Here is a 22,564-nt window from a genome sequence, read left to right on the forward strand (position 1 = left end):
AGTACCGTCCTTGGCTTCCTGCTCATCGGAGACACCATCATCATCAGAATCCTTCTCAGAAGAAGATGGGTCAGTTGGATCGGTCGGGTCGGTTGGGGTGCCGCCGGTGCTCTCGGAGTTGTTGTCGTCCTTGCCCTTCTCATGGCCGTCAACTGGAACCTCAGCCTTTACCGGTTCATCCAAAGAGGGATCCTCGACGGTCACGGTAATCGGACCATCGACACCTTCGCCCGGAGTAACAAGAATCTCGCCGGTTTCTGGATCAATCTTGGCCGGAACGCCCTTGCCATCTTCATCCTTGGCGGTCACCGTGGTTTTACCAGTCGGGTTCTCCACCTTTACGCCGGTCGACTGCTCATCATCAGTCGGCTCAACGGTGTTCGGCTTATCAGCACCATCAATGGAGACCTTCGGCTGCTCGGGAGCAGGCTCGTCCTTAGCGGTCGGGTTGGTGCCGGCCTTGACTTCGTCACCGTCGTTGGTGCCGTCGCCGTCGGTATCCGCCACGTTCGGGTCGGTACCGATCTCAATCTCAGTACGGTCAGTCAGACCATCACCATCGGAATCCGCCTTAGTCGGATCCGTCGGCTTGTTGTCGTACTTAGTGTTCTTAGAACCGTCGAGCTCTTCCTTATCACTCAGACCATCACCATCAGTGTCAGCCTTAGTCGGATCGGTGCCCTTCTCCTTTTCCTCAGAGTCGCTCAGGCCATCACCATCAGAATCGGACTTAGTCGGATCAGAGCCAAGTTCCTTTTCTTCACCGTCGTTCAGGCCATCATTATCGGTATCAGCCTTCAGCGGGTCAGTGCCATCGGTGACCTCCTGGCCATCCTCGACTCCGTCGTCATCAGAATCAGCCTTATTCGGATCGGTACCGTGTTCCTTCTCCTCACCATCAGTCAGGCCATCACCATCGGAATCGGCCTTAGTCGGATCAGTACCGTCCTTATCCTCCTGCCCATCGGAAACACCATCACCATCAGAATCCTTGGCAGGCTCCTCCGGAGTCTCATCCTTCACAGTCGGATTAGTACCAGCCTTGACCTCGTCACCGTCGTTGGTGCCGTCGCCGTCGGTATCCGCCACGTTCGGGTCGGTACCGATCTCAATCTCAGTACGGTCAGTCAGACCATCACCATCGGAATCCGCCTTAGTCGGATCCGTCGGCTTGTTGTCGTACTTAGTGTTCTTAGAACCGTCGAGCTCTTCCTTATCACTCAGACCATCACCATCAGTATCAGCCTTAAGAGGATCAGTACCCTTCTCCTTTTCCTCCCCGTCATTCAGGCCATCATCATCAGAGTCAGCCTTCAGCGGGTCGGTGCCGTCCTCAATCTCCTGGGCGTCATCGACACCGTCGCCATCAGAGTCAGCCTTGGTCGGATCGGTACCGCGCTCCTTCTCCTCACCGTCGCTCAAGCCATCGCCATCGGAATCGGCCTTGTTCGGATCAGTACCGTCAGCTGCTTCCTGCTCATCGGTAACACCATCGCCATCGGAGTCCTTGGCAGGCTCCTCAGGAGTCTCATCCTTCACGGTCGGGTTGGTGCCGGCTGTCACCTCGGCACCATCGTTGGCGCCATCACCATCGGTGTCGGCCACGTTCGGGTTGGTACCGATCTCAATCTCAGTACGGTCAGTCAGACCATCCTCATCAGAGTCAGCCTCCTTCGGATCCGTCGGCTCATTGTCGTACTTACCGTTCTCGGAACCGTCCAGCTCCTGCTTATCGCTCAGGCCATCACCGTCGGTATCAGCCTTGAGAGGATCAGTACCCTTCTCCTTCTCCTCACCGTCATTCAGGCCATCACCATCAGAGTCGGCCTTCAGCGGATCAGTGCCATCGGTGACTTCATCAGCATCGTTGACGCCGTCGCCATCAGAATCGGCCTTGGTCGGATCAGTACCGAGCTCCTTCTCCTCACCGTCGCTCAGGCCGTCACCATCGGAATCAGCCTTGTTCGGGTCAGTACCGTCCTCGACCTCCTGGTCATCAGAGACACCATCACCATCAGAGTCCTTCGCAGGCTCGGAGTTGTTATCATCCCGGCCCTTCTCGTGGCCATTAACCGCAACCTCAGCAGTAGCGGGCTGGTCCAGGGACGGATCCTCAACAGTCACGGTAATCGGGCCATCAACCCCCTCACCAGGAGTAACGAGAACTTCACCGGTCTCCGGGTCAATCTTGGCCGGGACACCCTTACCGTCTTCATCCTTAGCGGTGACAGTGGTCTTACCCCTCGGGTTCTCCACCTTCACACCGGTCGACTGCTCATCATCAGTCGGCTCCACCGTGGTCTTAGAGGACTCGTCGACAGCTACCTGCGGCCCTGCCGGCTTATCATTCGCATCATTCGGATCGGTGGGGGCAGGGTTGCCTTCGGCATCCGTGTTGTTGACCTCGTCGCCGTCATTGACACCGTCAGCGTCGCTGTCAGCATTGGTCGGATCGGTCGGCTCGCCGTTGTTCTTGGAGCCGTCAACCTCTTCCTTGTCGGTCAGACCATCACCATCAGTGTCGGCCTTCTTCGGGTCGGTGCCCTTTTCGGCTTCTTCCTTGTCCGTCAGACCATCCTTATCGGAGTCCGCGGTGGCGTCCTTGACCACGAGCGGGAAGGTCTGGGTACCGGTGCTGTCACCATCGGTGACCTTGACGGTGACGTTGTAGACAGCGTTGCCGTTCTCGGTCACGATGTCAGCGGTGTCCTTGTCATAGGCCGGGGTACCGGTGATCTTGCCGTTCTCATCGATGGAGATGCCTGCAGGTGCACCAACGAGCTCGTACGTGGGGTTGGACAGCTCCGCATCGTCAGAGGTCTTGGCAGAAACCTGAATCGGGTCAATGGCCTCATCGGACCAAGTCTCTTGGCCCTTGATCTTGTCAACTACCAGGTCCTTCGGAGCCGGCTTTTCGTCGCCAGCCGGGACCTGAACAACGATGGTGTCGGTGTATTCCTTGCCATCGATAGTAGCGGTGACCGGCAGCTCAAAGACCTTGGCTGGAGCACCGGGCTCCTGCTTCGGAACGGTGATGGTTGCAGCACCATTCTCATCGAAGGTGACCTTCGTGCCCTCAGGAGCATTGGAGGTATCGGCCTCGAAAGTGGCGTCGGCAGGCAGGGTATCCACGGGTTCACCGTTGAGGGTCAGCTTAGGAGAAACCGTAGCAGTGGCGTTCTCGCCGTCCACGGCAAGGTTCTCTAGTGCTGGGTAGTCAACACCGTAAGTCTTGTCGGCCTCAGGAGTCTCCGGCTCCGGCGCTTCAGCAGCTGCGACAGTTGCGGTTGCCGGTTCAGACGGCTTCTTACCGGCCTCAGTTGCAATAGCCGTGATCTCATCGTCAGCCTTAAGCTCTTCACCCACAGGAATATCTGCCGTGAAGGTGCCAGGGTTGTCCGGATCCTCAGTTGCGGTAACTTCGGTGCCGGAAGGCAGGGTGACCTTCACCTCACTGCCGGCAGGGGCCTTCACGGTGACCTTGCTGTCATCGGCCTTCACTGGCTCGATGGACGGGGGCTCTGTCGCTTCCGTCGGGGCATCCGAGGTCGCCTTGAAGGCGCCACCCTTGGTGCGCTCTCCATTCGGGGACTCCGCAACGAGGGTGTACTCCGTACCGTCTTGCAGTTCAAGCTTGCCGGATTTGAACTCGCCCTTTTGAATTGCGGCGGCGTCGCCAAGCGTTGCAACGTCGACAGCATCAGCAGCATCGAAAGTGAGATTGCCGTCTGCGTCTTCGTTCAGCTTCTCTTTGGGAACTGCCACGATCTTAACCGGTGCGGCGTCGGCGTTAGTGACATCGAGCAGCGGGATGTCCTTGCCCTGGGAGTCCTTATCCTGCTCACGCGTAATCGTGCCGGACAGAGATTCCGGCTGAGGCAGGACGGTCTTCTCAGACGGTTGCGGGGCAGCGGGCTTGAAGGACTTGGGATCAAGCGGATCGGTCTTGTCTGTCAGGACCTCAACGTCATCTCGCACTCCGTCGCCGTCGGTATCTGCAGCCGACGGGTCAGTGCCTAATTCACGCTCATAATCATCCGTCAGGCCGTCGCCATCGGAATCCGCGATGTTGAGGTAATCAGACTTGAGCGTCTGCTTCAGTAGCTTCGGCTCAGCGCCGCCGTCTTGCTTCTCTGCATTGGGAAGTAGCTTCGGCCATTTGTCAGTAAAGTCCACCGAGATCCAGGACGTGGTGTCTATGCGCTTGCCGTACGGAGAGTTGGAGAGGTTTTCAGCGCCTTCTTCGAGCTGGTACTCAATGGTGTAGCTACCGGTGGCGTTAGCCACGATACCCACGATGCTGTCCATATTGGACCACACTTGGTCCTTGGTTTTCCCGTCAATGCCAGGCTCGTGTGGGAGATAGGACAGCTCAGGACGCGTAGCGGTGGTCGCGAGCCCTGTCTCCTTGTCGAAGTCCATCTTCCACTTCTTCGCATTCGGAAGCGGATTGCCTTCCATGTCAGACTTGTAGACCGTGACGTCGGTAATGTGCTTCGCTATATCCGGGCTGATGTTCTCGTTAAGAATCCAGTTCCAGTAGCTGTTGCCACCGAAATTCCTGCCCGCCATCGTGGCGGTGGTGGTGGACTTAATTGACCCGCTCTCTTGGTCATACTTCAGCTGCTTGGAGATACCGTTGTGGTACACATCCTCTCCGGGGCCCTCGAAAGTGCTTGAGGGAACGCCGTTTTCCCCCGCAAGCTGATTCTCGCCAACGATGTTGACGTGTTGCACAGAGTTGTTGAAGATTCGGCCGTCCCTGCGAACCCAGTAGTAGTCCACCTGCGAACCTTCTGCTGGAAGGCCAAGGTCTTCAATCTTCTTGCCGTCCTTCAAGAAGATCTGAATATAGGACGCATACGGCACGCCAGAGGCGCCCGGAAAGTTCCTCGAATCATTAAACTTCAGGCCCCACTCAGAGCCCTTCGGATCGCGCTTGGTAAACGAGCCCTGCGCGTCGCCGTTAATACCAACCAACTCGATGCGAGCGATCTGGGAGTAGAGGGCCTCATCACGGAACCGGATGAACTGACCGTTCGCGTCCGTATCCCCCTTCGGGGTCTTACCGCCATTCCAAATCGCCTTCCTCAAATGCGGAACCTTGAGGACATACTGCGGGTTATTTTGCTGTGCATCGGTGAACTCGGGAACGAGGCCGACATAGAGCACGCCATCGTCAACACCGTTGTCGAAAACGCGGCCAGTGTCCGCCGGGATGTAATTACCTTCTGCATCTGTAATTTCGGCAGCGGCGGCAACGGCAGCGCTGTGCGGCGCTGCGACGGGGTGAACGAACGGGGCAATGAGAGCTACGGACAGGGCAGCAGCCGCGAAGGAAGTGCCGCGACGGCGAGCACTTGATGTAACCCGCAAATGCTTCTTAGACATACCAAGAAGTCCTTTCTGAGAGACTGTGAAGAGTTGGCCACGCCAAGGGCACGTGGCCGTGCAAGTAGATAGGACGGCTTACACAACCGAGAGCAACTCGCCTCTCTCCCTCGGACAGAGGTCAGAAAATCCGAAGGCCAGCAAGTAGTCCACCCCAGATACTACTGACTAAAGCCGCAGCAAGATACCCCGATGTTGGGTGCAGAGTTTTAAGCAGTAACAACGTGTCTATATTTTTAGAATTGAGCTAACAAGCTGGATAAGCTTATGCCGTCAACATTAAGCGGTGATTCTGTGGACTTTGTCACAGAAAATATTTTCCACCGGTGACAACTTTTTGTAGGTTGTTGCTGCATTCCACAGGAGCCACACCCACCACATCCACAGCATGCTTGCCGACGCCCCCCCCCGATCACGAAAGCCCACCATACTCACCCCTTTAGGGAGTGAGAACAGTGGGCTAATCGCTTAAACCAGACCTCTTAGGACTCTAGGCCGCCAGCATGGGGGCCAGCGACTTAGAGAACACGCTCTTTAACCTCTTAGTTAGTTGGAGGAAGAGCCCTCTTCGTCAGCGCCCGGGACACAGGCATCAGCCAGCAGGCCGATAGCCAGAGCACCAGCGGAGATGAGCGCTACAGCACCAGCAGCCTGGTTAGCGTTGACACCAAAGCGCTTGAGCTGAGCATCAATACCAGCCATCTGCTTGGCCAGCGGGCCATTGAAGGTGTTGGTCTGCATCTGCAGACGGGTGTTCAGATCCTGAATCTGCTTGTTAATCGGAGCAACAAAGTCCGACAGACCCGGAATGTTCATCTGGGAAGCCAGACCAACCGGAATCAGGAACAGCAGCGGGATACCAATACCCAGACCAGTGTTGATGCAACGGTCAGACAGGTTGGAGGACAAGCCATCCTCGCCCGGCTCTTCACCCGGCTTGTCACCCGGCTCAGAAGGCTGAGCAGGCTTGGAGTCAGCATCGTTCGGGTCGGTCGGCTTACCGTCGTTCTTAGAACCGGAGACCTCGTCACCATCATTGGTGCCGTCACCATCAGAGTCAGGGTTGGTCGGATCCGTCGGAGCACCGTCCTTACCGTCAGCAACCTTGTTGCCGTCCTTATCGAACGGGTTCTCAGAACCGTCTACCTCAGCACCATCCTTGATGCCGTCACCATCGGTGTCAGCCTTATTCGGGTCGGTACCAAGCTCCTTTTCCTGATCGTCAGTCAGACCATCACCATCGGAGTCCTTGCCCTTGTTGTCATCGCCCGGCTTGGTCGGCGGAACCGGCCAGGACGGACCCCACGGAAGACCCGGAATCATCGGCTTCTTCGGCTTCTTCGGCTTGGAGTTCGGGTCGTTCGGATCGGTCGGCTCACCGTTGTTCTTGTCACCGGTGACCTCGTCACCATCATTGGTGCCGTCACCATCGGTATCGGCCTTCTTCGGATCCGTCGGAGCACCCTTCTCGCCCGGCTTGACCTTGTTTCCGTCCTTATCGAACGGGTTCTCAGAACCGTCTACCTCAGCACCATCCTTGATGCCATCACCGTCAGTGTCAGCCTTATTCGGATCGGTACCAAGCTCCTTCTCCTTGTCATCGGGCAGACCATCACCATCGGAATCCTTCTTACCGTCGTCACCCGGCTTGCCCGGAACTACTGGGTTATCATCGTCCGATTTGTCCTTGCCATCGGTGATGTCGGCCTTGCCATCCTCCGGATCCTTATCAGTAACACCGGTGTCACCAAGGCCGTCGCCGTCCTTGTCTTCAACCGAGCCCTCAGGAACCTCAGACTCATCACGGTTCTTCTTGCCGTCACCGTCAGTGTCCTCGTCACCATCATTGGTGCCGTCACCATCGGTATCCGGGTTCAGTGGATCAAGGCCGGCTTCCTTCTCATCATCATTGGACACACCGTCGCCATCAGCATCCGGGTCCTCAGAGTTGATAATGCCGTCGCCGTCCTTGTCCCCCTTCGGACCATCCTCATCATCCTTATCGATGATGTCCGGGATACCGTCGCCATCCTTATCGGTGGTCTTGTCCTCATCCGGGTTGGACTCGTCCTTGTTCGGCTTGCCGTCACCATCGGTGTCCTCGTCACCATCCTCGACGCCGTCACCATCGGTGTCCTTCTTATAAGGATCGGTACCGGCAGCCTTCTCATCCGAGTTGTTGACACCATCACCATCGATATCCGGATCCTCAGAATCCGGGATACCGTCACCATCGGTATCCTTCGGCTTGGTTTCGCCCTCATCGGTCTCACGGATATCCGGAATACCGTTCGGTTCATCACCATCACCGTTTACACCATTATCAGTGACATCCGGGTCAGCAAGGCCGTCGCCGTCCTTATCCTCAGCACGACCATCAGACGGAACATCAGACTCATCAGCGTTGGACTTACCGTCCTTGTCAAAGTCCTCGTCGCCATCCTTAGTGCCGTTGTCATCAGTATCCGGGTTCAGCGGATCAGTACCGATTTCCTTCTCATCGGTATTGTTCACACCATCGCCGTCGGCATCGGCATCATCCTTATTGGCGATACCATCGTCGTCCTTGTCGCCCTCCGGACCATCCTCATCATCCTTATCGATGATGTCCGGGATCTTGTCGCCGTCCTTATCGGTGATCTTATCCTCGTTCGGCTTGGACTCTTCCTTGTTTGGCTTACCGTCACCGTCGGTGTCTTCGTCACCATCATTGGTGCCATTACCGTCGGTATCCGGGTTCTTCGGATCAGTGCCAGCAGCGTTTTCGTCCTTGTTATTGACGCCATCGCCGTCGATATCCGGATCCTGAGAATCCGGGATACCGTCGCCATCAGTGTCCGGATCCGCGATCATGCGCTCGGTGACAGTCAGATTGAAGGTATCGGAGTCGGTAGCATCATCCTTCTTAGCCGTGACCTTGATATCCTCCCAGGTCTTCAGCTCAGCATCCGCAGGAACAGTACCAACAATTGCCTTCTTAGCATCGTCGTACTTCAAAAAGTCCGGCAGATTCTCTACAGAAACCTCAGCACCCTTAGAAGCCTTAACCGGGATGTCGACCTCTTCACCACGCTGAACCTTCTTATCCGGAACAGCATCCACGTTCACTCCAGCACCCGGAACCTCCGGCTTGTCAGCCTCTTCAACCGTGACAGTAACGTCAACGGTGTCCTTGGAACCATCCGGGTAGGTCACCTCAACCGGAACAGTGATCTTGTCACCCGGCTTCTTATCCTCCGGAACCGGAACAGTGATCTCACCGGTGTTCGGATCAACCGTCACACCATCCGGAGCCTTGTCACCCGGCTTGAACGTGGTGCCCTCAGGAGCCTTGGTCTCCTTGCCGCCCTGGTCCTTGAACTCAGGAGCCGGAACCTTCACATCATCGCCCGGCTTACCAGAACCATCCTCATACTCAGGCTCGAACTTGTCGTTGTCCTTCGGGGTCGGATCCTTGTCGATGATGAACGAGTCAGAAGCAACGTCCTGTGCGCCAGAGACAAGTACCGCGGAGTAGATGTCGCCAGCCTTAGCATCATCCGGGACGGTGAAGGAGCCACAGTCCTTCAGGTCATTGAGAAGCTCAATGTCACAAGTCTTGCCGGTCGGCTTACCGTTCTTGCGCCACTCGATCTTGTTCGGCAGCAGCGGCAGGTCACCAGAGAGTTTCACGTGAGCGACATCACCATGCTTAGCTGGGTGGTCGGTGGTATCGAAATCGGTGATATCCAAGTCAACGCGACGGTCAGGAACCCCAGCGAAGTGGATGTTGTAGAAACGAGCACCACGCACCGGAAGGGCCGTGTGCTCTGTAGGGTTGCCTGATGGCGCCCACGTCGCCGAGTAGTTATCCACTGAGTGGAAAACAGGCTGCTGCCACTGGCCATAGCCTACGATTTTCTCACCATCTCGATTTTCGACCCACATGAACGTATCGTGGGGGTGGTACTCATCCTTCGGCACACGGATGGTGTAATCACCGTTCTCATCAGTCTCCGTGTAACGGACCGACTCGACATACTCTGGGTGCTGATCAAGCATCTGCTTGGTAGCCAGCGCGCGCTCCTCAGCCGGGAGCTTCTTGATCTCAGCATTCGCCTGACGACCTTCCTCCGTGAGCGTCGCAGCATACACCTTGTAGCCAACGCCAGACGGCTCACCAGTTCCGGTAGACCCCGTGAGAAGCTGACGCTCATCACCAGTCTCTAGCCATACGCGGCCAGAGTAGTCATACCAATCATCGATACCACGAACCTCCGAGTTAGCCTTGATCACCTTCAGGCCATCCGGCAGCGGCAGGCCCGGCTCTGGCTTCTTGTCGCCCATCCAGTATTTGTTCGGGTTCGTGGGCAACTCCGCAAGCCAAACACCAAGACCCTGCATGTTGCCGTTCGTGCCAACAGCACCCGGGAACTCGCCGAGGCCATCGCCGGAGCCCTTGCCGTACGCATACGGGGTATAGCCCGGTGCGACACGAACGATTTCACGTTCATTTCCAGTCTCTTCACTGACCGGCGTATCAGACCAGACACGGATCCGCTGCGCCGTCAGAGCCTTGTACTGGCGCTCCTTATCGTTCGCATCAGTCCACGTCGGAATCTTGAGGGCGAACATGCCTGGACCGCTCGCACCGAGGACACCATCGAGTGTGTGTGTCTCAGCAGAATAAATCGGCGACTCCGCACCATCTACATCCTTCCACTGGAAGTAGACCTTCGTGCCGTCCGGTGCACCCTTGAAACCGTCATACTTCGTCGACAAAATGGCGGAGTTCTTCGGCGACATCAAGTTGACGCGGCCAGAAACAACGTCCTTGGCGACGGTCTGGGCAGCCGAAAGCTGCGTACCGGAAGTGATGGTACCGTCCGCGATTGCGTCGACGTTGACGGCTCCGTCCACATCCGGCGCCGCTACGGTGTCCTGAGCCTGTGCAACCGCAGCGTTCTGCGGTGCAGCAATCGGGTGTACAAACGGAGCAACAAGCGCAACAGACAGGGCTGCCGCGGCAATAGTGGTGCCGCGGCGGCGAGCTGCAAATGCTGCTCGGGCGTTCTTCTTAGTCATGCCAAGAAGTCCTTTCCTTAAGACTTATTAGAGGTGATCACGTTAGGGACACGTGACCGCGCAAGTAGGGAATCCGGCTTACGCAACCGAGAGCGACTCACTTTCTATTACCCGGACAGAGGTCAGAGAATCCAGGGATCAGTAAGTTAACTCCCTTAAGATGCTATCCGCTTTTAGACATTTGGAAAACCGCACAGCAACCTTAAAATTCCATAGAAGAAAAAGTTTCATAGTTATCGTCATGCAAACACCCGCAACCTGCAGGTATAGCCCCCGCGCATGACACGCCGTCACCTAAGTGTAATATGTCACACTTTCACACCCGTAACATCAGCCACAGAAATTTAACTCACCTGGGGGTGTTTTGTACGGGACGGGGTGAGGGGGTACGTCGACAAGCAGGGCATTTTCACTGCACACGACTGGACCAATTCATAAGAAAACCGCCCCGGCTCCGGGGCATAGCTTCAGCGCTCGAGCACTGACAGCGCTCCATCCAGGAAGCGGGGCGGTAAATAAATAAGTAGTACTTATGCGGACCACATGTCCGAACTACTGATCCTCCATAACATCATGGCGAACAATGGTCTGGTCACGGCCAGGCCCCACGCCGATGTAGGAAATGCGGCAGCCGGAGAGCTCCTCCAAGCGCAGGACGTAATCCTGGGCCTTCTGCGGGAGTTCTTCGAAGGTCTGGCAGCCTGTGATGTCCTCATCCCAAGCTGGCATGGTCTCAAAGATGGGCTCGGCGTGGTGGAACTCAGACTGGGTCAGGGGCATTTCGTCGTAGCGCTTGCCGTCGACGTCGTAAGCCACGCAAATCGGAATCTCTCCGATACCGGTCAGCACGTCCAGCTTGGTGAGGAAGTAATCCGTGAAACCATTGACGCGAGTGGCGTAACGGGCAACAACAGAGTCATACCAGCCACAACGGCGCTTACGACCGGTGTTGACGCCGATTTCGCCGCCGGTGGTCTGCAGGTACTCGCCCCACTTATCGAAAAGCTCGGTGGGGAACGGGCCGGCACCCACGCGGGTGGTGTAGGCCTTAATAATGCCCAGGGAGGTCGTGATGCGGGTTGGGCCAATGCCGGAACCGACAGAAGCACCGCCGGCGGTGGGGTTCGAGGAGGTCACGAACGGGTAGGTACCGTGGTCCACGTCCAGCATGGTGGCCTGGCCACCCTCCATGAGGACGTGCTTACCGTTATCGAGGGCTTGATTGAGCTCCAGCTCGGCTTCAATGACCATGGGGCGAAGACGCTCGCGGTAGCCCAGGAAGTACTCCACGATCTGGTCTGGGTCAATGGCCTTGCGGTTGTACATCTTCACCAGCATCTGGTTCTTGATGTCAAGTGCGGATTCCACCTTCTGGCGCAGAATGGACTCATCGAAGATGTCCTGGACACGGATGCCGATGCGAGCCACCTTGTCAGCATACGCTGGGCCGATGCCGCGGCCGGTGGTGCCGATGGCACGCTTGCCCAGGAAGCGCTCCTGCACGCGGTCCAGCGTCTGGTGGTAAGGCGCAACAAGGTGAGCGTTGGCGGAGATGCGCAGACGCGAGGCGTTGGCACCACGGGCCTCCAAGCCATCAATCTCATCAAAGAGGGCTTCGAGGTTAATCACCACACCGTTGCCAAGCACTGGGGTGGCGTTTTCGGAGAGAATACCGGCCGGAAGGAGCTTAAGCTCATACTTCTCACCGCCGACCACGACGGTGTGGCCGGCGTTATTACCGCCGTTGGGCTTGACTACGTAATCGACCTTGCCGCCGAGAATATCGGTGGCCTTGCCCTTGCCTTCGTCGCCCCACTGGGCGCCGACAATGACGATCGCTGCCATGTTTGGAGTCACTTCCTAGTAATTGAAGTCAAATACGCACCCACTTTACCCGTCCCAGTGTCACGGTGGTGACTTAACGGCAGGTTTGTTGATGCTCGACCATCACCGTCTATCCATGAGTCTCCATTATGAGCGGAAGCTCACCGCCCCGTAAAGAACTAGGCCGCTTCGACCCCTGCAGCGGAGTCGTTGTCTTCTCCGCTGTCGATGACGACGGTATCCGCGGTAAACAGGAGGCGTCCGGTGGTGGGTGTACTGATGACGACGTCACCATCCACCACTGCAATCTGACCTTCAATATCACCTTGTCCAATGCGGTACAGGCCGTTCTCATCGATCCTCTTGCCATGCGTAGGCACGGTTTTATCACCTAGCTGACTGAAGGTGTAGTTTCCTTCCAGAGGCAAAAGGCTGACAAGGCCAAACTCCATGTCACCCATCATGTCTGCCTTTCCGCCTTCGACTCTCCAGCCACCGCCATCATGCGCGCAATCGATGGACTTGGCTTCCTCATCGATACCGCATGCCATGCCCCAGGATCCAGCCCTAATGTAGAAGAGGTTTTCACCCCGCAGGTCTTCCTCATCCTCGGCCAAGTCGGCAGAAGCAGTTGGTTCCGAGCTCATATCTAGGAAAAGAACCTCCTCTATAGAGCCGTCAAACGTCGAGTGCATGGACGGTGCTTCGGTTCCTGGTCGCTTGCCTACAGTTCCCTCGACGCCACTAATCCCCTCTGCGCCGTCAGCCGTGTAGGCGTATCCATCACCATCCTTGGTAATTGTCAGGGAGCCCGTGGTGATGAAGACTGCCTCCTCGTCATATACCTCACCATTAACAAAGAACACAGGTACCTTGACTTGTTCCCCATCCAACTTGCCGGTAAGGACTACATAGCTGAGGAACTGACAGGCGTCGAATTCATCCTCTTCAACGCGGATGTTTTCGAGTTTCTTCGTAGAATCCTTCACATAGGAGATCTTCTTCTCAAGAACCTTGCCGATTTCGGTATCCTTCAGCTTCTTGTCTTCGCCGCAACTAGCGGTCGTGTGCGAGGAGGTAGTGGTGCTCGAGGTTGGGGAGCTGGAACTCGTTTCAGACTCTGAATTCGATTCCGCCAGCGTCATTGCCGCTGCCGTGGTGAAGGCCGGTTCTTCATCGAGAGTGGTAGTCCAGCCCAATGAGCAGGAGCTCAGCATCAAGCCGGCGGTGGAGACAAGTACCAGAGTGGTCATGCGAGCGGACAAGGTGAGAAACCTCCCAGTGTTCAAGAGAACTCTTAGATATATGAAAGCTCGTGGAGCTACCCGCAAAACTACTCAGAGCTTGTGACACACACGACAGATCTGGGCATGACTCCCCGTTCTTTTGCACACCGCCCCACCTCCCATTACTGCTTTAGTGATGACGCTTCTATGATTCTTGTATGTTCTGTGCCCTTCTTGACTGCGGCGGCCAACTCGCAAGTAGCCCGGCAGGCTCCCTCATACCCAGCCTCACTGAAGAACGTGGCATTAAAGTCCGCCACCTGCGCGTGAGCGAGCTTCCCTCGCGATCCGAGCTCAAAGAGCTCGATGCCCTGGCAAAGGACTTTCTCCCGGAGGATCCAACACCGTCCCTCGATGAGATTGCCGCGCAGCCGGATGTGAGCCACCTTGGTGCGCCTGGCCCCGCGCCGCAAGCACGATTCCTGCGTGAACCGCTGCGCGTAGTCGTCGTAGGTAGCGACGCGGCGCTGAGCGCCGTGCTCACCCGGATGATGCGGGCTGATTACCTGTGGGCTGAGGTAGGCTTCGTGCCAACCGATGAGACATCGACGGCAGCGATGAATTGGGGACTGCCTACATCCGCTGAAGACGCGCTCTCGTTTGCGTTGAGTGCACCGGTTAAACCTGTACCGCTCATTCGCAATGACGCAGGACTTGCCGTAGCGGGTGCGGCCACTATTGCCGAGTGGACGGATGAGGAGATCACGGGCGAGATCATCGTTGATGACGCAGTGCTGCTGCGCGCAGACCGCGAGAAGAATGTCTTCGGTGCGCGCCTCGTGCCCATGACGGATGCCCCGGGCATCGTGGCGGCGAGGGCAGTATCGAGCTTTGCGGCAGATGCCTCGCCACGACGAGGGGTGTTCGGCCGGCTGCGCAAGCACGTGCAGCCAGGGCAACTCGACCCAGCCAGCGTAGTCAGAGGAAGGGCGGTGCAGGCAGGGGGGCCGTCGCTAAGCATCAGCGTCGATGGAGTCCGCGCACCGCGCCCAGTCAAACGCGTGACGTTCTACCGTCACCTGCGCGACCTGCAGATAGTGCGGCCTTAATTATCCTGCTAAATAATCCGATCAATCTGGCTCAGTACTGGGGCCACTAATGTGGGAGCCAGCACGAAATGTCGTTTAGGCCCAATTCTCGAGCCCGAGTTTGAGGGTAAAACGAAAAGAGGATCCGGCCAGCATTACCTTTACGGTACTAGGCTCGAAACCGAATCCTCACCGCATGCGCATTGTGCAATGCGCCTAGGCGGTATGCGGAAGACTTTACCACTCTCGACTGCCGAAGGAACAAGCCCATGCCACTAACGCGAAAAGTTTCTTGGGTATCCGATGCCAGATTCGCTCCATACCTCCAAGAATGTGGCACACCGGAGGAAGCATGGAAACTATATGAACTCAACGCCCAAATCGCAGCTGCATTGTCTGAAGTCATTCATCACACAGAAGTCTTGCTCCGGAATGCCATGAGCGATTCAATTGCCGAAGCTCACCCATTTGACTTCGGCTGGAACCAAGATTCTTTCGATATTTCAGCACTCTCCACGAAGTTAGCTAAGAAATACAAACGCCCTGTCACCAAGGACGACATCATCGCGCATCTGAACATGGGGTACTGGGCTTCACTACTTTCCACGAAGTCCGATGCCAATGAGGAAATCTGGAGAAAATACCTTCGAAATGCATTTCCGGGCCAAGGTAGCAGGAAAATAGTTGCAACCCTGTTGACAGACCTCAATGTCCTACGAAATCGGTGTGCTCATCAGGACTCACTTCTCAACGTGGACCCAACGGTAGAGCTAAAGAAAATTTTAAGACTTGCCAGTTGGATAGACCAAGATGCAAGACTATGGTTAGAAAACCTCGAACGCGTCACGGAGCTAGCCACAAATCGCACGCCAAAGCTCAATACCGCGATCTTGGGGCACGCGGACGACTCCCTTTTCACCTTCTATCAAAGGGTAGGTGCCGTGGTTCTGGAAGCCTCCACGCCACTTGCACAAGTAGATTACATAGGTTTCTATTTCAGCCAGAAAATCATCGGAATCTTTCCAAGGGTTTTAGACATCGAAATCGCTTCTAACTGGAACAAGAAGACCTCAAACGAGCTTAAGAAATCATCCGACCCCGAGGAAAATCGTCTCGGGAAGATTATGAGCTACGCCCTCTCAGATCAATTCGTTAGAAGCTATCCTCCAGAGAAAACCTATAAGGTTTATCACCTTAGTGAACCCGAGCATCCCTCGACCCTCACTACCGCTGGTGGGCAGGAAATCATGCATGAGGAAAGTGGACGCGGCTCAGCTTTTGTGAAGAGGCATCGGTACTTTCAGAGTAGTTCTCTGTTGGCTGCCAAAGTCACATCTGATTTGCCTTCACCGAACAAGTAGTCCGAATGATTTCCGAATTCGCACTGCTAAAGTTGCGGCCCTAGTCATCCTTAATCTTCGTCCTCCAGCACCTCCGGCGGGTAGGCCGGGTGCTGTGAGGTAGGCGCAAGCTGGGCTACGGCGGACTCGCGGGACATGCCGCAAATCATGAGCAAGTCCACAATGATGGAGCGCGTCTGGGCCAAGACCGAGTACGCGGAGAGCACTGGGTTCTCCCCCGCGATATCCATTGAGGAACGCGCAGCGAGCTGGCGTAGGCGGTGAACGATGTCCGGGATGGCATGGGCCTCATCCACGCGGCGCTCACGTGCGGATTGGTGACTGTAGAGGCCGGACAGTTCCATCATGATGTCCGAGAGGGCGTCGATAAGCTCAATCTGCTCAGTAGTGGCCTTGTCACCGTCCTCAGACAGAACAAGCGCGCGACGCGACAGCACACGGGTGCCGCGAACAACGTTATCGACCGGGGTAAGGACACGCTCGAGAGAACGGACGTTGCGCTGCGAGCCCCACAGGAAGGGCGAAAGGCGGGCGGTTTCGGCACCGCCCTTTGTGGCGCTCAGCATGTTGTTGATATCGCCCTGCGTGCCGCGGACGGCATCACGTGCTTCAAGAATGCGGTCCGGATCGTCATCTTCCAAACCTTTGGACACATCGTTGAGAACCGACGACGTGATGCCCAAGACCTTGGACACCTCCGAGCGGCCCGCGCGAAGGGGTGACGTAGGGATCAACATAATCATCGTCAAACCAATGACCGCGCCGATGATGGCGTCAATTGCGCGGGAAACGCCACCCATTTCTTCCGGGGGAAGGATGGTCGCGATAAGGATGGCGGCAATGACGATCTGATTGGACACCAGCTGCGAGCCGGTGACGAAAGAGCCAATGATGAGCGCCAGCCCAATAATGATGGTCATGTGAATCGGGCCGGTGCCGAGCGCATCCACGAGCAATGTGCCCACGAGAACGCCGATGACGCCACCGATAGCCATGTCCACCGCGCGATTGATGCGATCACTTCCGGAGAGCCCCAAAATGATGATGACGGCCATCGGCGCGAAGAAGGGCTGCTCGTGACCAAAGAAATCATGCGCGACGTAGAAGGCCAAGCCAGCCCCCAGGGTGCTCTGCAGCATGAAGACAAGACGGTTGCGCACACGCGTGAAGCGCGATTTGAGAGACTTGTCCACCAGCCGCAGCTGCTCGCGGGTAGTCCTGCGAACGCGCGTGACGGTACTCGACGTATTCGACGATGACTCTTGCGTTCCCATGGTTCCCGTATTTTACGCGACCTAGATAAAGGAGTGGCATGGGTGAAGAAAGCGGAATGCAAAAAATAAGCACGATAGCCATTCGAACCTCAAGGGTTCGGCAGCTATCGTGCTCAATTCTTGCGAGGGCGTGAGTGTAGGGCGTGCTCCCTCGATGGGATTCTGCCAGGCACCGAGCCCTCCGGCCGTTACTTGGACACGGTCTTGCCCACAGAGTGCAGGTCGGTGCAGGCCTCAACCACGCGGTCAGCCATAGCCTGCTCGGCCTTCTTCATGTAGGAGCGCGGGTCGTAGACCTTCTTGTTGCCCACCTCGCCGTCGATCTTGAAGACGCCATCGTAGTTGGAGAACATGTGGCGAGCGACCGGGTTGGTGAAGGCGTACTGGGTATCGGTGTCAACGTTCATCTTGATGACGCCGTAACGCAGAGCCTCCTCGATCTTTTCCTTCTCGGAGCCGGAGCCGCCGTGGAAGACGAAGTCGAACGGCTTCGCGCCGTCCTCAAGGCCGAGCTTCTTGATGGCAACCTTCTGGCCCTCGTCGAGAACCTCCGGGCGCAGCTTCACGTTGCCCGGCTTGTACACGCCGTGGACGTTGCCGAAGGTAGCGGCCAGCAGGTAGCGGCCCTTCTCACCGGTGCCGAGGGCATCGATGGTCTTCTCAAAGTCCTCCGGGGAGGTGTAGAGGTTAGCGCCAGCCTTAGCCTGGACACCGTCCTCCTCGCCGCCAACGACACCAATCTCAACCTCAAGGATGATGTTGGCCTTGTTTGCCTTCTCTAGGAGCTCCTGGGCAATCTCCAGGTTCTCATCGATCGGGATAGCGGAACCATCCCACATGTGGGATTGGAAGAGCGGGAGCTCGCCGCGGTCAACGCGCTCCTGGGAGATGGCCATCAGCGGGCGCACGTAGTCATCCAGAACTTCCTTCTGGCAGTGGTCGGTGTGCAGGGCGATGTTGACGCCGTAGTGCTTAGCCGCCTCGTTAGCGAAGGCAGCGAGGGCCTGAGCACCAGCAACCTTGTTCTTCACGGACAGGCCGGAACCGAACTCGGCGCCGCCGGTGGAGAACTGGATGATGCCGTCGGACTCAGCCTCGGCGAAGCCGCGGAGTGCTGCGTTGATGGTTTCGGAGGAGGTGCAGTTGATGGCCGGGAATGCGAAGCCGCCCTTCTTGGCGGTATCGAGCATCTGGTTATAGACCTCAGGGGTTGCGATTGGCATGTAGATCCATCCTTTGGAGTTGCTGTGCAGTAAGCCGTGTTGCTCCATTGTCGAGCGAAACAACACGTTCCAACACCCAAGTATGCCTACTATTGTTGATTTGCGCCGTGAGATGCACTGTGATCTCACTTAAAGGGGGTGGCGCACGCAGATGAATGTACGCCACAGCCAGGTAGTTTTTCTTACCTACTTAGATTTTGACTTGTGCTTCACAATCCGGGTGCAGGCTTCCAGGAGCATCCACCCGGACAACTGAACGGACAAGTCCCGCTCAGCCACGCGGATAATCCCGACCTTCTGCCCCAAGCTTGACGGCCCGAAACCATAGTTGTGGGGCAGCTTGGCATCAGCGGTCCAGTCGGAGCCGAAAATGGGCAGCCCGTCTACTTCGAGTCGGTGCTCCCACACGGACTCCGCGGAGCACATGACTAGGCGAGCAGCCAGCTTCTTCGTCGCACGGTTGGCAGGTGAATCACCGGGCAGGCGCACGGCAACATCAGCGAGATAGCGCGCGAGGATGCCCTTGAAAAGCCCGCCATCGCCATCGCCAGTATTCCAATCGATGACACCAGTGTGGGTAGCCATACCCGTGGCCACCGCCTGTACGAGGCTGCGAATGCGGGTGGTGTAGTCCATCATGTCTTTGGCCAGCTCCGCCTCGTGGATGGTGTCGATGGTCTCCAGGGAGGTCAGCCCAGACTTCTTACGCAAGGCGAGGACGATTTCCAGGCATGCGCCGAGAACCACACCCTGGCAATAAGGGTGGATGGCACGAACGATCTCGCGGCCATCCATGCGCATACGGATGCCATCCATGACGAAGCCGTCATCATCAATGAGATGGTCATAGATCCAGTCCACGATATGGCGGGCTTCCTCCAAGCGGCCCATGCGGGCCAGCATGATGGCGCCGGGGCCATTGGAGGGCACGTTGAGGAAGGTTTCGCCCTCACGCCACGGCAGCACGCCCTCCTGGGCGTCAAGGCCCGCGTGGATATTGCCCTGCAGAGTGCCGAGCTTTTTGTGCGGGCGCAGCTTCTTCAGCTCGCCGGCGCGGGCCATAGCCAGGGCCATCCAGGCCTTGTCATCGTAGTAGCGGTTCTTCGTCAACGCGCGCAGGTTTCGCACGTGGATGCCACGAATGGTGTTCGCGATAAGTGTGCGGCGCATCTTGGTGTTCTTGCGCAGTGCGGCGTCGACTTGGCAGTCCAAGTAGTGAGCCTGCCACCAGTAGTGCCAATGGACGAAGAGCGATTCCTTGGTGGTGGGCGGCCAGCTCACCACGGCAAGGTTGGTACGCGGCAGGCCCCACACGGCGTGCGCGTGGCGCTCATTGATGGCTGTCTCCGCGAGGTCAGCGCGGTGGGCCCATTTTTCTAACACGTTTGTCTCATCATCCTAGCGTGTGAATGTGTTACCTCTCATGTAAACATAGTGGGCGGGGTCTCACCATGCTTTTGACAAGTCTGCATGCTGGCGGATCCAGGCATGCATAGCAATCCCCGCGGCCACACCCGCGTTGATGGAGCGTGTAGATCCAAATTGGGCGATTGAACAGGTCATGAGTGCGGCGTCTTGGGCCTCGGGGCTGACCCCGGGGCCTTCCTGCCCGAAGAGGAGAAGGCAGCGCTCCGGAAGCTCTGCGGTTTCCAAAGGCACACACCCGGGGGTGTTATCGATGGCCACGACCGTGAGTCCCTGGTCCGCGGCCCAGGCCATCAACTCGCTGACATCCGCGTGGTGCATCAGATGCTGGTACCTATCTGTCACCATGGCGCCACGGCGGTTCCAGCGACGGCGGCCAACGATGTGCACCGTGTCGACCGCGAAGGCATTCGCCGTGCGAACCACTGTGCCGATATTGGCATCGTTTTCAAAGTTCTCGATAGCGATGTGCAGCGCATGACGGCGGGTGTCGATATCCTCACGGATGGCCTCGCGCGTCCAGTAACGGTAGGCGTCAACGACGTTGCGGCGGTCACCTTCAGCAAGCAGCTCTGGGTCATACTTCTCTGCTTCGGGACCTTCTGGCAGCGGACCTTCCCAGGGGCCGACGCCGTGGCGGCCTTCGTTCCACTCGGTGGGGCCTTTAGCGTCCGTGACATCGGCTGGGTCTGCCTGGTGTGCAGACTCGCTGGGATTCGCGGCGTCGCCGGGGTTAGGCAAGGTCGAGGTCCTCAAGGCCCAGCAGGTAGCGGTACTCCAGTCCCTCGGCGGCAATCGCGGCACCGGCGTCGGTGTTGCGATCCACCACGGTGGCCACGCCGACGACCTCAGCACCGGCCTTGCGCAGAGCCTTAACCGCGGTGAGCGGAGAGTTACCAGTGGTGGTGGTGTCCTCAACGACGAGAACCTTCTGGCCCTCCACGTTGAAACCCTCAATCTGGCGTTGCATGCCGTGCTTCTTGGCTTCCTTGCGGACGACGAAAGCATCGATGTCGCGGCCATCTGCATGCATGATGGACAGCGCAACCGGGTCCGCGCCCATGGTCAGGCCGCCGGCAGCGGCAAAGTCCCAATCGGCGGTGAGCTCGCGCAGCAGGGAGCCGATGAGACGCGAAGCCTCATGCTGCAGAGTGGCGCGGCGCAGGTCAACGTAGTAGTCGGCCTCCTTGCCAGAGGACAGCGTGACCTTGCCGTGAACAACGGCCAGCTCCTTTACCAGTTCTGCTAGGCGTTGCTTCTTCTGCTGATCCAGGCTCATCGCGCGCTCCTTTGTGTGTGGCTTGTTCCTAGCCTTTTGTGGCCTTTAAAAATCCGCCCTGTAGTCTACCCTCTCCCGCACGCGAGGCCCTCACCAGCCGAGGTAGGCAATCAAAGCTGGCCGCCAGCAGCCGGGGCCGGCGGCCAGAGCCGGCAGCCGCTGCTGGCGATGCGTCTAGTCGAAAATAGAGGAGCCGCCGTCAAGGCGGCGCGGCAGTCGCGCTTGATTGTGTTCGTGGGTGGGGTGTTCGTGGCCATCGGCAATAGCATCGACCTCGTCTGCGCCCAAGCTGGTGTGGTCGATGGTGCCGCGAGCTTCACTTGCCGTGCGGCTTGGCATCACCACAGGCTCGGTGGGGCGCTGGATGTTGGGAGCACCAAGGGAAGCATCACGGTCCGGGACCGCCGTGGGGCCAGTGGGCTCAGGTTGCGGGGGTTCCGGGATGTCGCGGCTTGGGTCGAGCTCCTCCACACGCAGGACCTGGGTCGCCTCAGAGCGCGGTGGAAGTACCCGGGCGGAATCCGCGAGGAGGGCGAGCGGTTCAAGAAGCTCCTCCCACTCAGAGCTGCGCGCCTGCTTGGTGGTTTGGGCGAGGACCCACTCCCCTTCCATCCACACGGCCGTCACTGCGGCCGGCAGGGTCTGCAGGGCGTGGATCACGCGGTCATCAATAAGCCGTTGTCCCACGCCGGCCTCGGACGCATAGATATCGAAGCCTTCCTCGGTGCACACGTGCACCAAATCCTCGGAGGGGTTGTCCACCGTCTCCCCAACCCGGCGCATATCCACCACGATGTCGGAAGCCGCGCCGGTGCGCATGGCCATGACCGGAATAGCTCCCATGTCAAAGAGCAGTGTTTCATGGCCGCGGACGGTCCCGGCGACGATGTCCTTGGGCTCCTGGCCACGAGCGGCGGCGCCGCGCGTCCATTCATCAGCCAGGTAGGAGTCATGCTTGGCATAGTCCCAGCCGCGCTGCTGACCAAAGGCCTTGCGCTCACGGCGAGCGCTGCCAGGCACCAAGTGCTTGGCCCGCTCCGCACGCTCAGCAAAGCGGGGTGCCGGGAGTGGCTCTTCGGTGGCGTCGTCGGTGGCGTCGTCAGTGGCCTCTTCAGCCGGATCTGAGTCCGGGGTGGCGGGGGCTGGCTCGGGTGTTGGCTCGGGTGTTGGCTCGGGAGCTGCTTCCGGTTCGGGGGCTGGTTCGTACTCGGGCTCTGGCACAGGTTCCGGCTGGGGCTCTAGCTCGGGCTCGATGGTGGAGTCTGCGGCGTCGACCGTGGGGGGTGTGGTGCGCTGGCGCTGGTCCCACCAGAGCAGCGCTACGCCCGCCGCAAGTGCGGCGATGGCGAGGATTAAGAGTACGAAAGGCATCACTGACCGACTCTAATAGCCCGGCGCGCCCGATCCGT

Annotated in this window: 11 protein-coding genes and 1 pseudogene; 2 read left to right on the top strand and 10 right to left on the bottom strand. The window is 57.9% G+C overall.

All coding sequences use genetic code 11. The features are described 5' to 3' along the window. From HMPREF3149_RS10980 to HMPREF3149_RS10995, 4 genes and pseudogenes are all read right to left on the bottom strand, one after another. A pseudogene (locus HMPREF3149_RS10980) lies at positions 1–5,391 on the bottom strand (hypothetical protein); the annotation flags it as partial. Between the two features lie 546 nt (positions 5,392–5,937). Continuing rightward, the gene (locus HMPREF3149_RS10985; protein ID WP_070538157.1) at positions 5,938–10,455 is read right to left on the bottom strand and encodes a YPDG domain-containing protein; all 4,518 of its coding nucleotides are present in this window, start codon (positions 10,453–10,455) and stop codon (positions 5,938–5,940) included. A 552-nt stretch (positions 10,456–11,007) separates the two neighbouring features. Further along, complete coding sequence (locus HMPREF3149_RS10990) at positions 11,008–12,300, bottom strand: adenylosuccinate synthase (RefSeq protein WP_070538159.1); 1,293 nt, start codon at positions 12,298–12,300, stop codon at positions 11,008–11,010. A gap of 158 nt (positions 12,301–12,458) precedes the next feature. Then, positions 12,459–13,532: a hypothetical protein gene (locus HMPREF3149_RS10995; protein WP_246820002.1), complete on the bottom strand. Its 1,074-nt coding sequence runs from the start codon at positions 13,530–13,532 to the stop codon at positions 12,459–12,461. Positions 13,533–13,723: 191 nt separating this feature from the next. Between HMPREF3149_RS10995 and HMPREF3149_RS11000 the strand changes: the two genes are divergently transcribed. Both HMPREF3149_RS11000 and HMPREF3149_RS11005 read left to right on the top strand, forming a co-directional pair. Beyond that, entirely contained in the window at positions 13,724–14,614 is an 891-nt protein-coding gene (locus HMPREF3149_RS11000; RefSeq protein WP_070538163.1) for a hypothetical protein, read from the top strand. A 248-nt stretch (positions 14,615–14,862) separates the two neighbouring features. Continuing rightward, complete coding sequence (locus tag HMPREF3149_RS11005) at positions 14,863–15,954, top strand: Abi family protein (RefSeq protein ID WP_083280864.1); 1,092 nt, start codon at positions 14,863–14,865, stop codon at positions 15,952–15,954. 50 nt (positions 15,955–16,004) lie between these two features. On the opposite strand, the gene HMPREF3149_RS11010 is transcribed toward HMPREF3149_RS11005, so the two are convergent. From HMPREF3149_RS11010 to HMPREF3149_RS11035, 6 genes are all read right to left on the bottom strand, one after another. After that, entirely contained in the window at positions 16,005–17,228 is a 1,224-nt protein-coding gene (locus HMPREF3149_RS11010) for an FUSC family protein (protein WP_070538165.1), read from the bottom strand. A 188-nt stretch (positions 17,229–17,416) separates the two neighbouring features. Beyond that, positions 17,417–18,451, bottom strand: coding sequence for a class II fructose-bisphosphate aldolase (fbaA, locus tag HMPREF3149_RS11015; RefSeq protein WP_042532473.1), 1,035 nt, complete (start codon positions 18,449–18,451; stop codon positions 17,417–17,419). Between the two features lie 186 nt (positions 18,452–18,637). After that, a complete protein-coding gene (locus tag HMPREF3149_RS11020) occupies positions 18,638–19,834 on the bottom strand; it encodes a glycoside hydrolase family 76 protein (protein WP_042532475.1) in 1,197 nt (398 codons plus the stop codon). Positions 19,835–19,897: 63 nt separating this feature from the next. Then, complete coding sequence (locus HMPREF3149_RS11025; RefSeq protein WP_371440981.1) at positions 19,898–20,617, bottom strand: TrmH family RNA methyltransferase; 720 nt, start codon at positions 20,615–20,617, stop codon at positions 19,898–19,900. Beyond that, on the bottom strand, positions 20,610–21,155 hold the full coding sequence (gene pyrE, locus HMPREF3149_RS11030; RefSeq protein ID WP_042532479.1) for an orotate phosphoribosyltransferase: 546 nt from the start codon (positions 21,153–21,155) through the stop codon (positions 20,610–20,612). The genes HMPREF3149_RS11025 and pyrE overlap by 8 nt, the downstream gene beginning before the upstream one ends. 174 nt (positions 21,156–21,329) lie before the next feature. Next, complete coding sequence (locus HMPREF3149_RS11035; protein WP_070538169.1) at positions 21,330–22,526, bottom strand: type III secretion system chaperone family protein; 1,197 nt, start codon at positions 22,524–22,526, stop codon at positions 21,330–21,332. Between the last annotated feature and the right edge of the window lie 38 nt (positions 22,527–22,564).

Origin of the sequence: Corynebacterium sp. HMSC05E07 (assembly GCF_001807225.1) — a bacterium.
Lineage (GTDB): Bacteria > Actinomycetota > Actinomycetes > Mycobacteriales > Mycobacteriaceae > Corynebacterium > Corynebacterium singulare.

Coding starts and splice junctions, on each gene's coding strand:
- HMPREF3149_RS10985 (WP_070538157.1), bottom strand. CDS start 10,455: ATGACTAAGAAGAACGCCCGAGCAGCATTTGCAGCTCGCCGCCGCGGC.
- HMPREF3149_RS10995 (WP_246820002.1), bottom strand. CDS start 13,532: ATGACCACTCTGGTACTTGTCTCCACCGCCGGCTTGATGCTGAGCTCC.
- pyrE (WP_042532479.1), bottom strand. CDS start 21,155: ATGAGCCTGGATCAGCAGAAGAAGCAACGCCTAGCAGAACTGGTAAAG.
- HMPREF3149_RS11010 (WP_070538165.1), bottom strand. CDS start 17,228: ATGGGAACGCAAGAGTCATCGTCGAATACGTCGAGTACCGTCACGCGC.
- HMPREF3149_RS11035 (WP_070538169.1), bottom strand. CDS start 22,526: ATGCCTTTCGTACTCTTAATCCTCGCCATCGCCGCACTTGCGGCGGGC.
- HMPREF3149_RS11000 (WP_070538163.1), top strand. CDS start 13,724: ATGTTCTGTGCCCTTCTTGACTGCGGCGGCCAACTCGCAAGTAGCCCG.
- HMPREF3149_RS10990 (WP_070538159.1), bottom strand. CDS start 12,300: ATGGCAGCGATCGTCATTGTCGGCGCCCAGTGGGGCGACGAAGGCAAG.
- HMPREF3149_RS11005 (WP_083280864.1), top strand. CDS start 14,863: ATGCCACTAACGCGAAAAGTTTCTTGGGTATCCGATGCCAGATTCGCT.
- fbaA (WP_042532473.1), bottom strand. CDS start 18,451: ATGCCAATCGCAACCCCTGAGGTCTATAACCAGATGCTCGATACCGCC.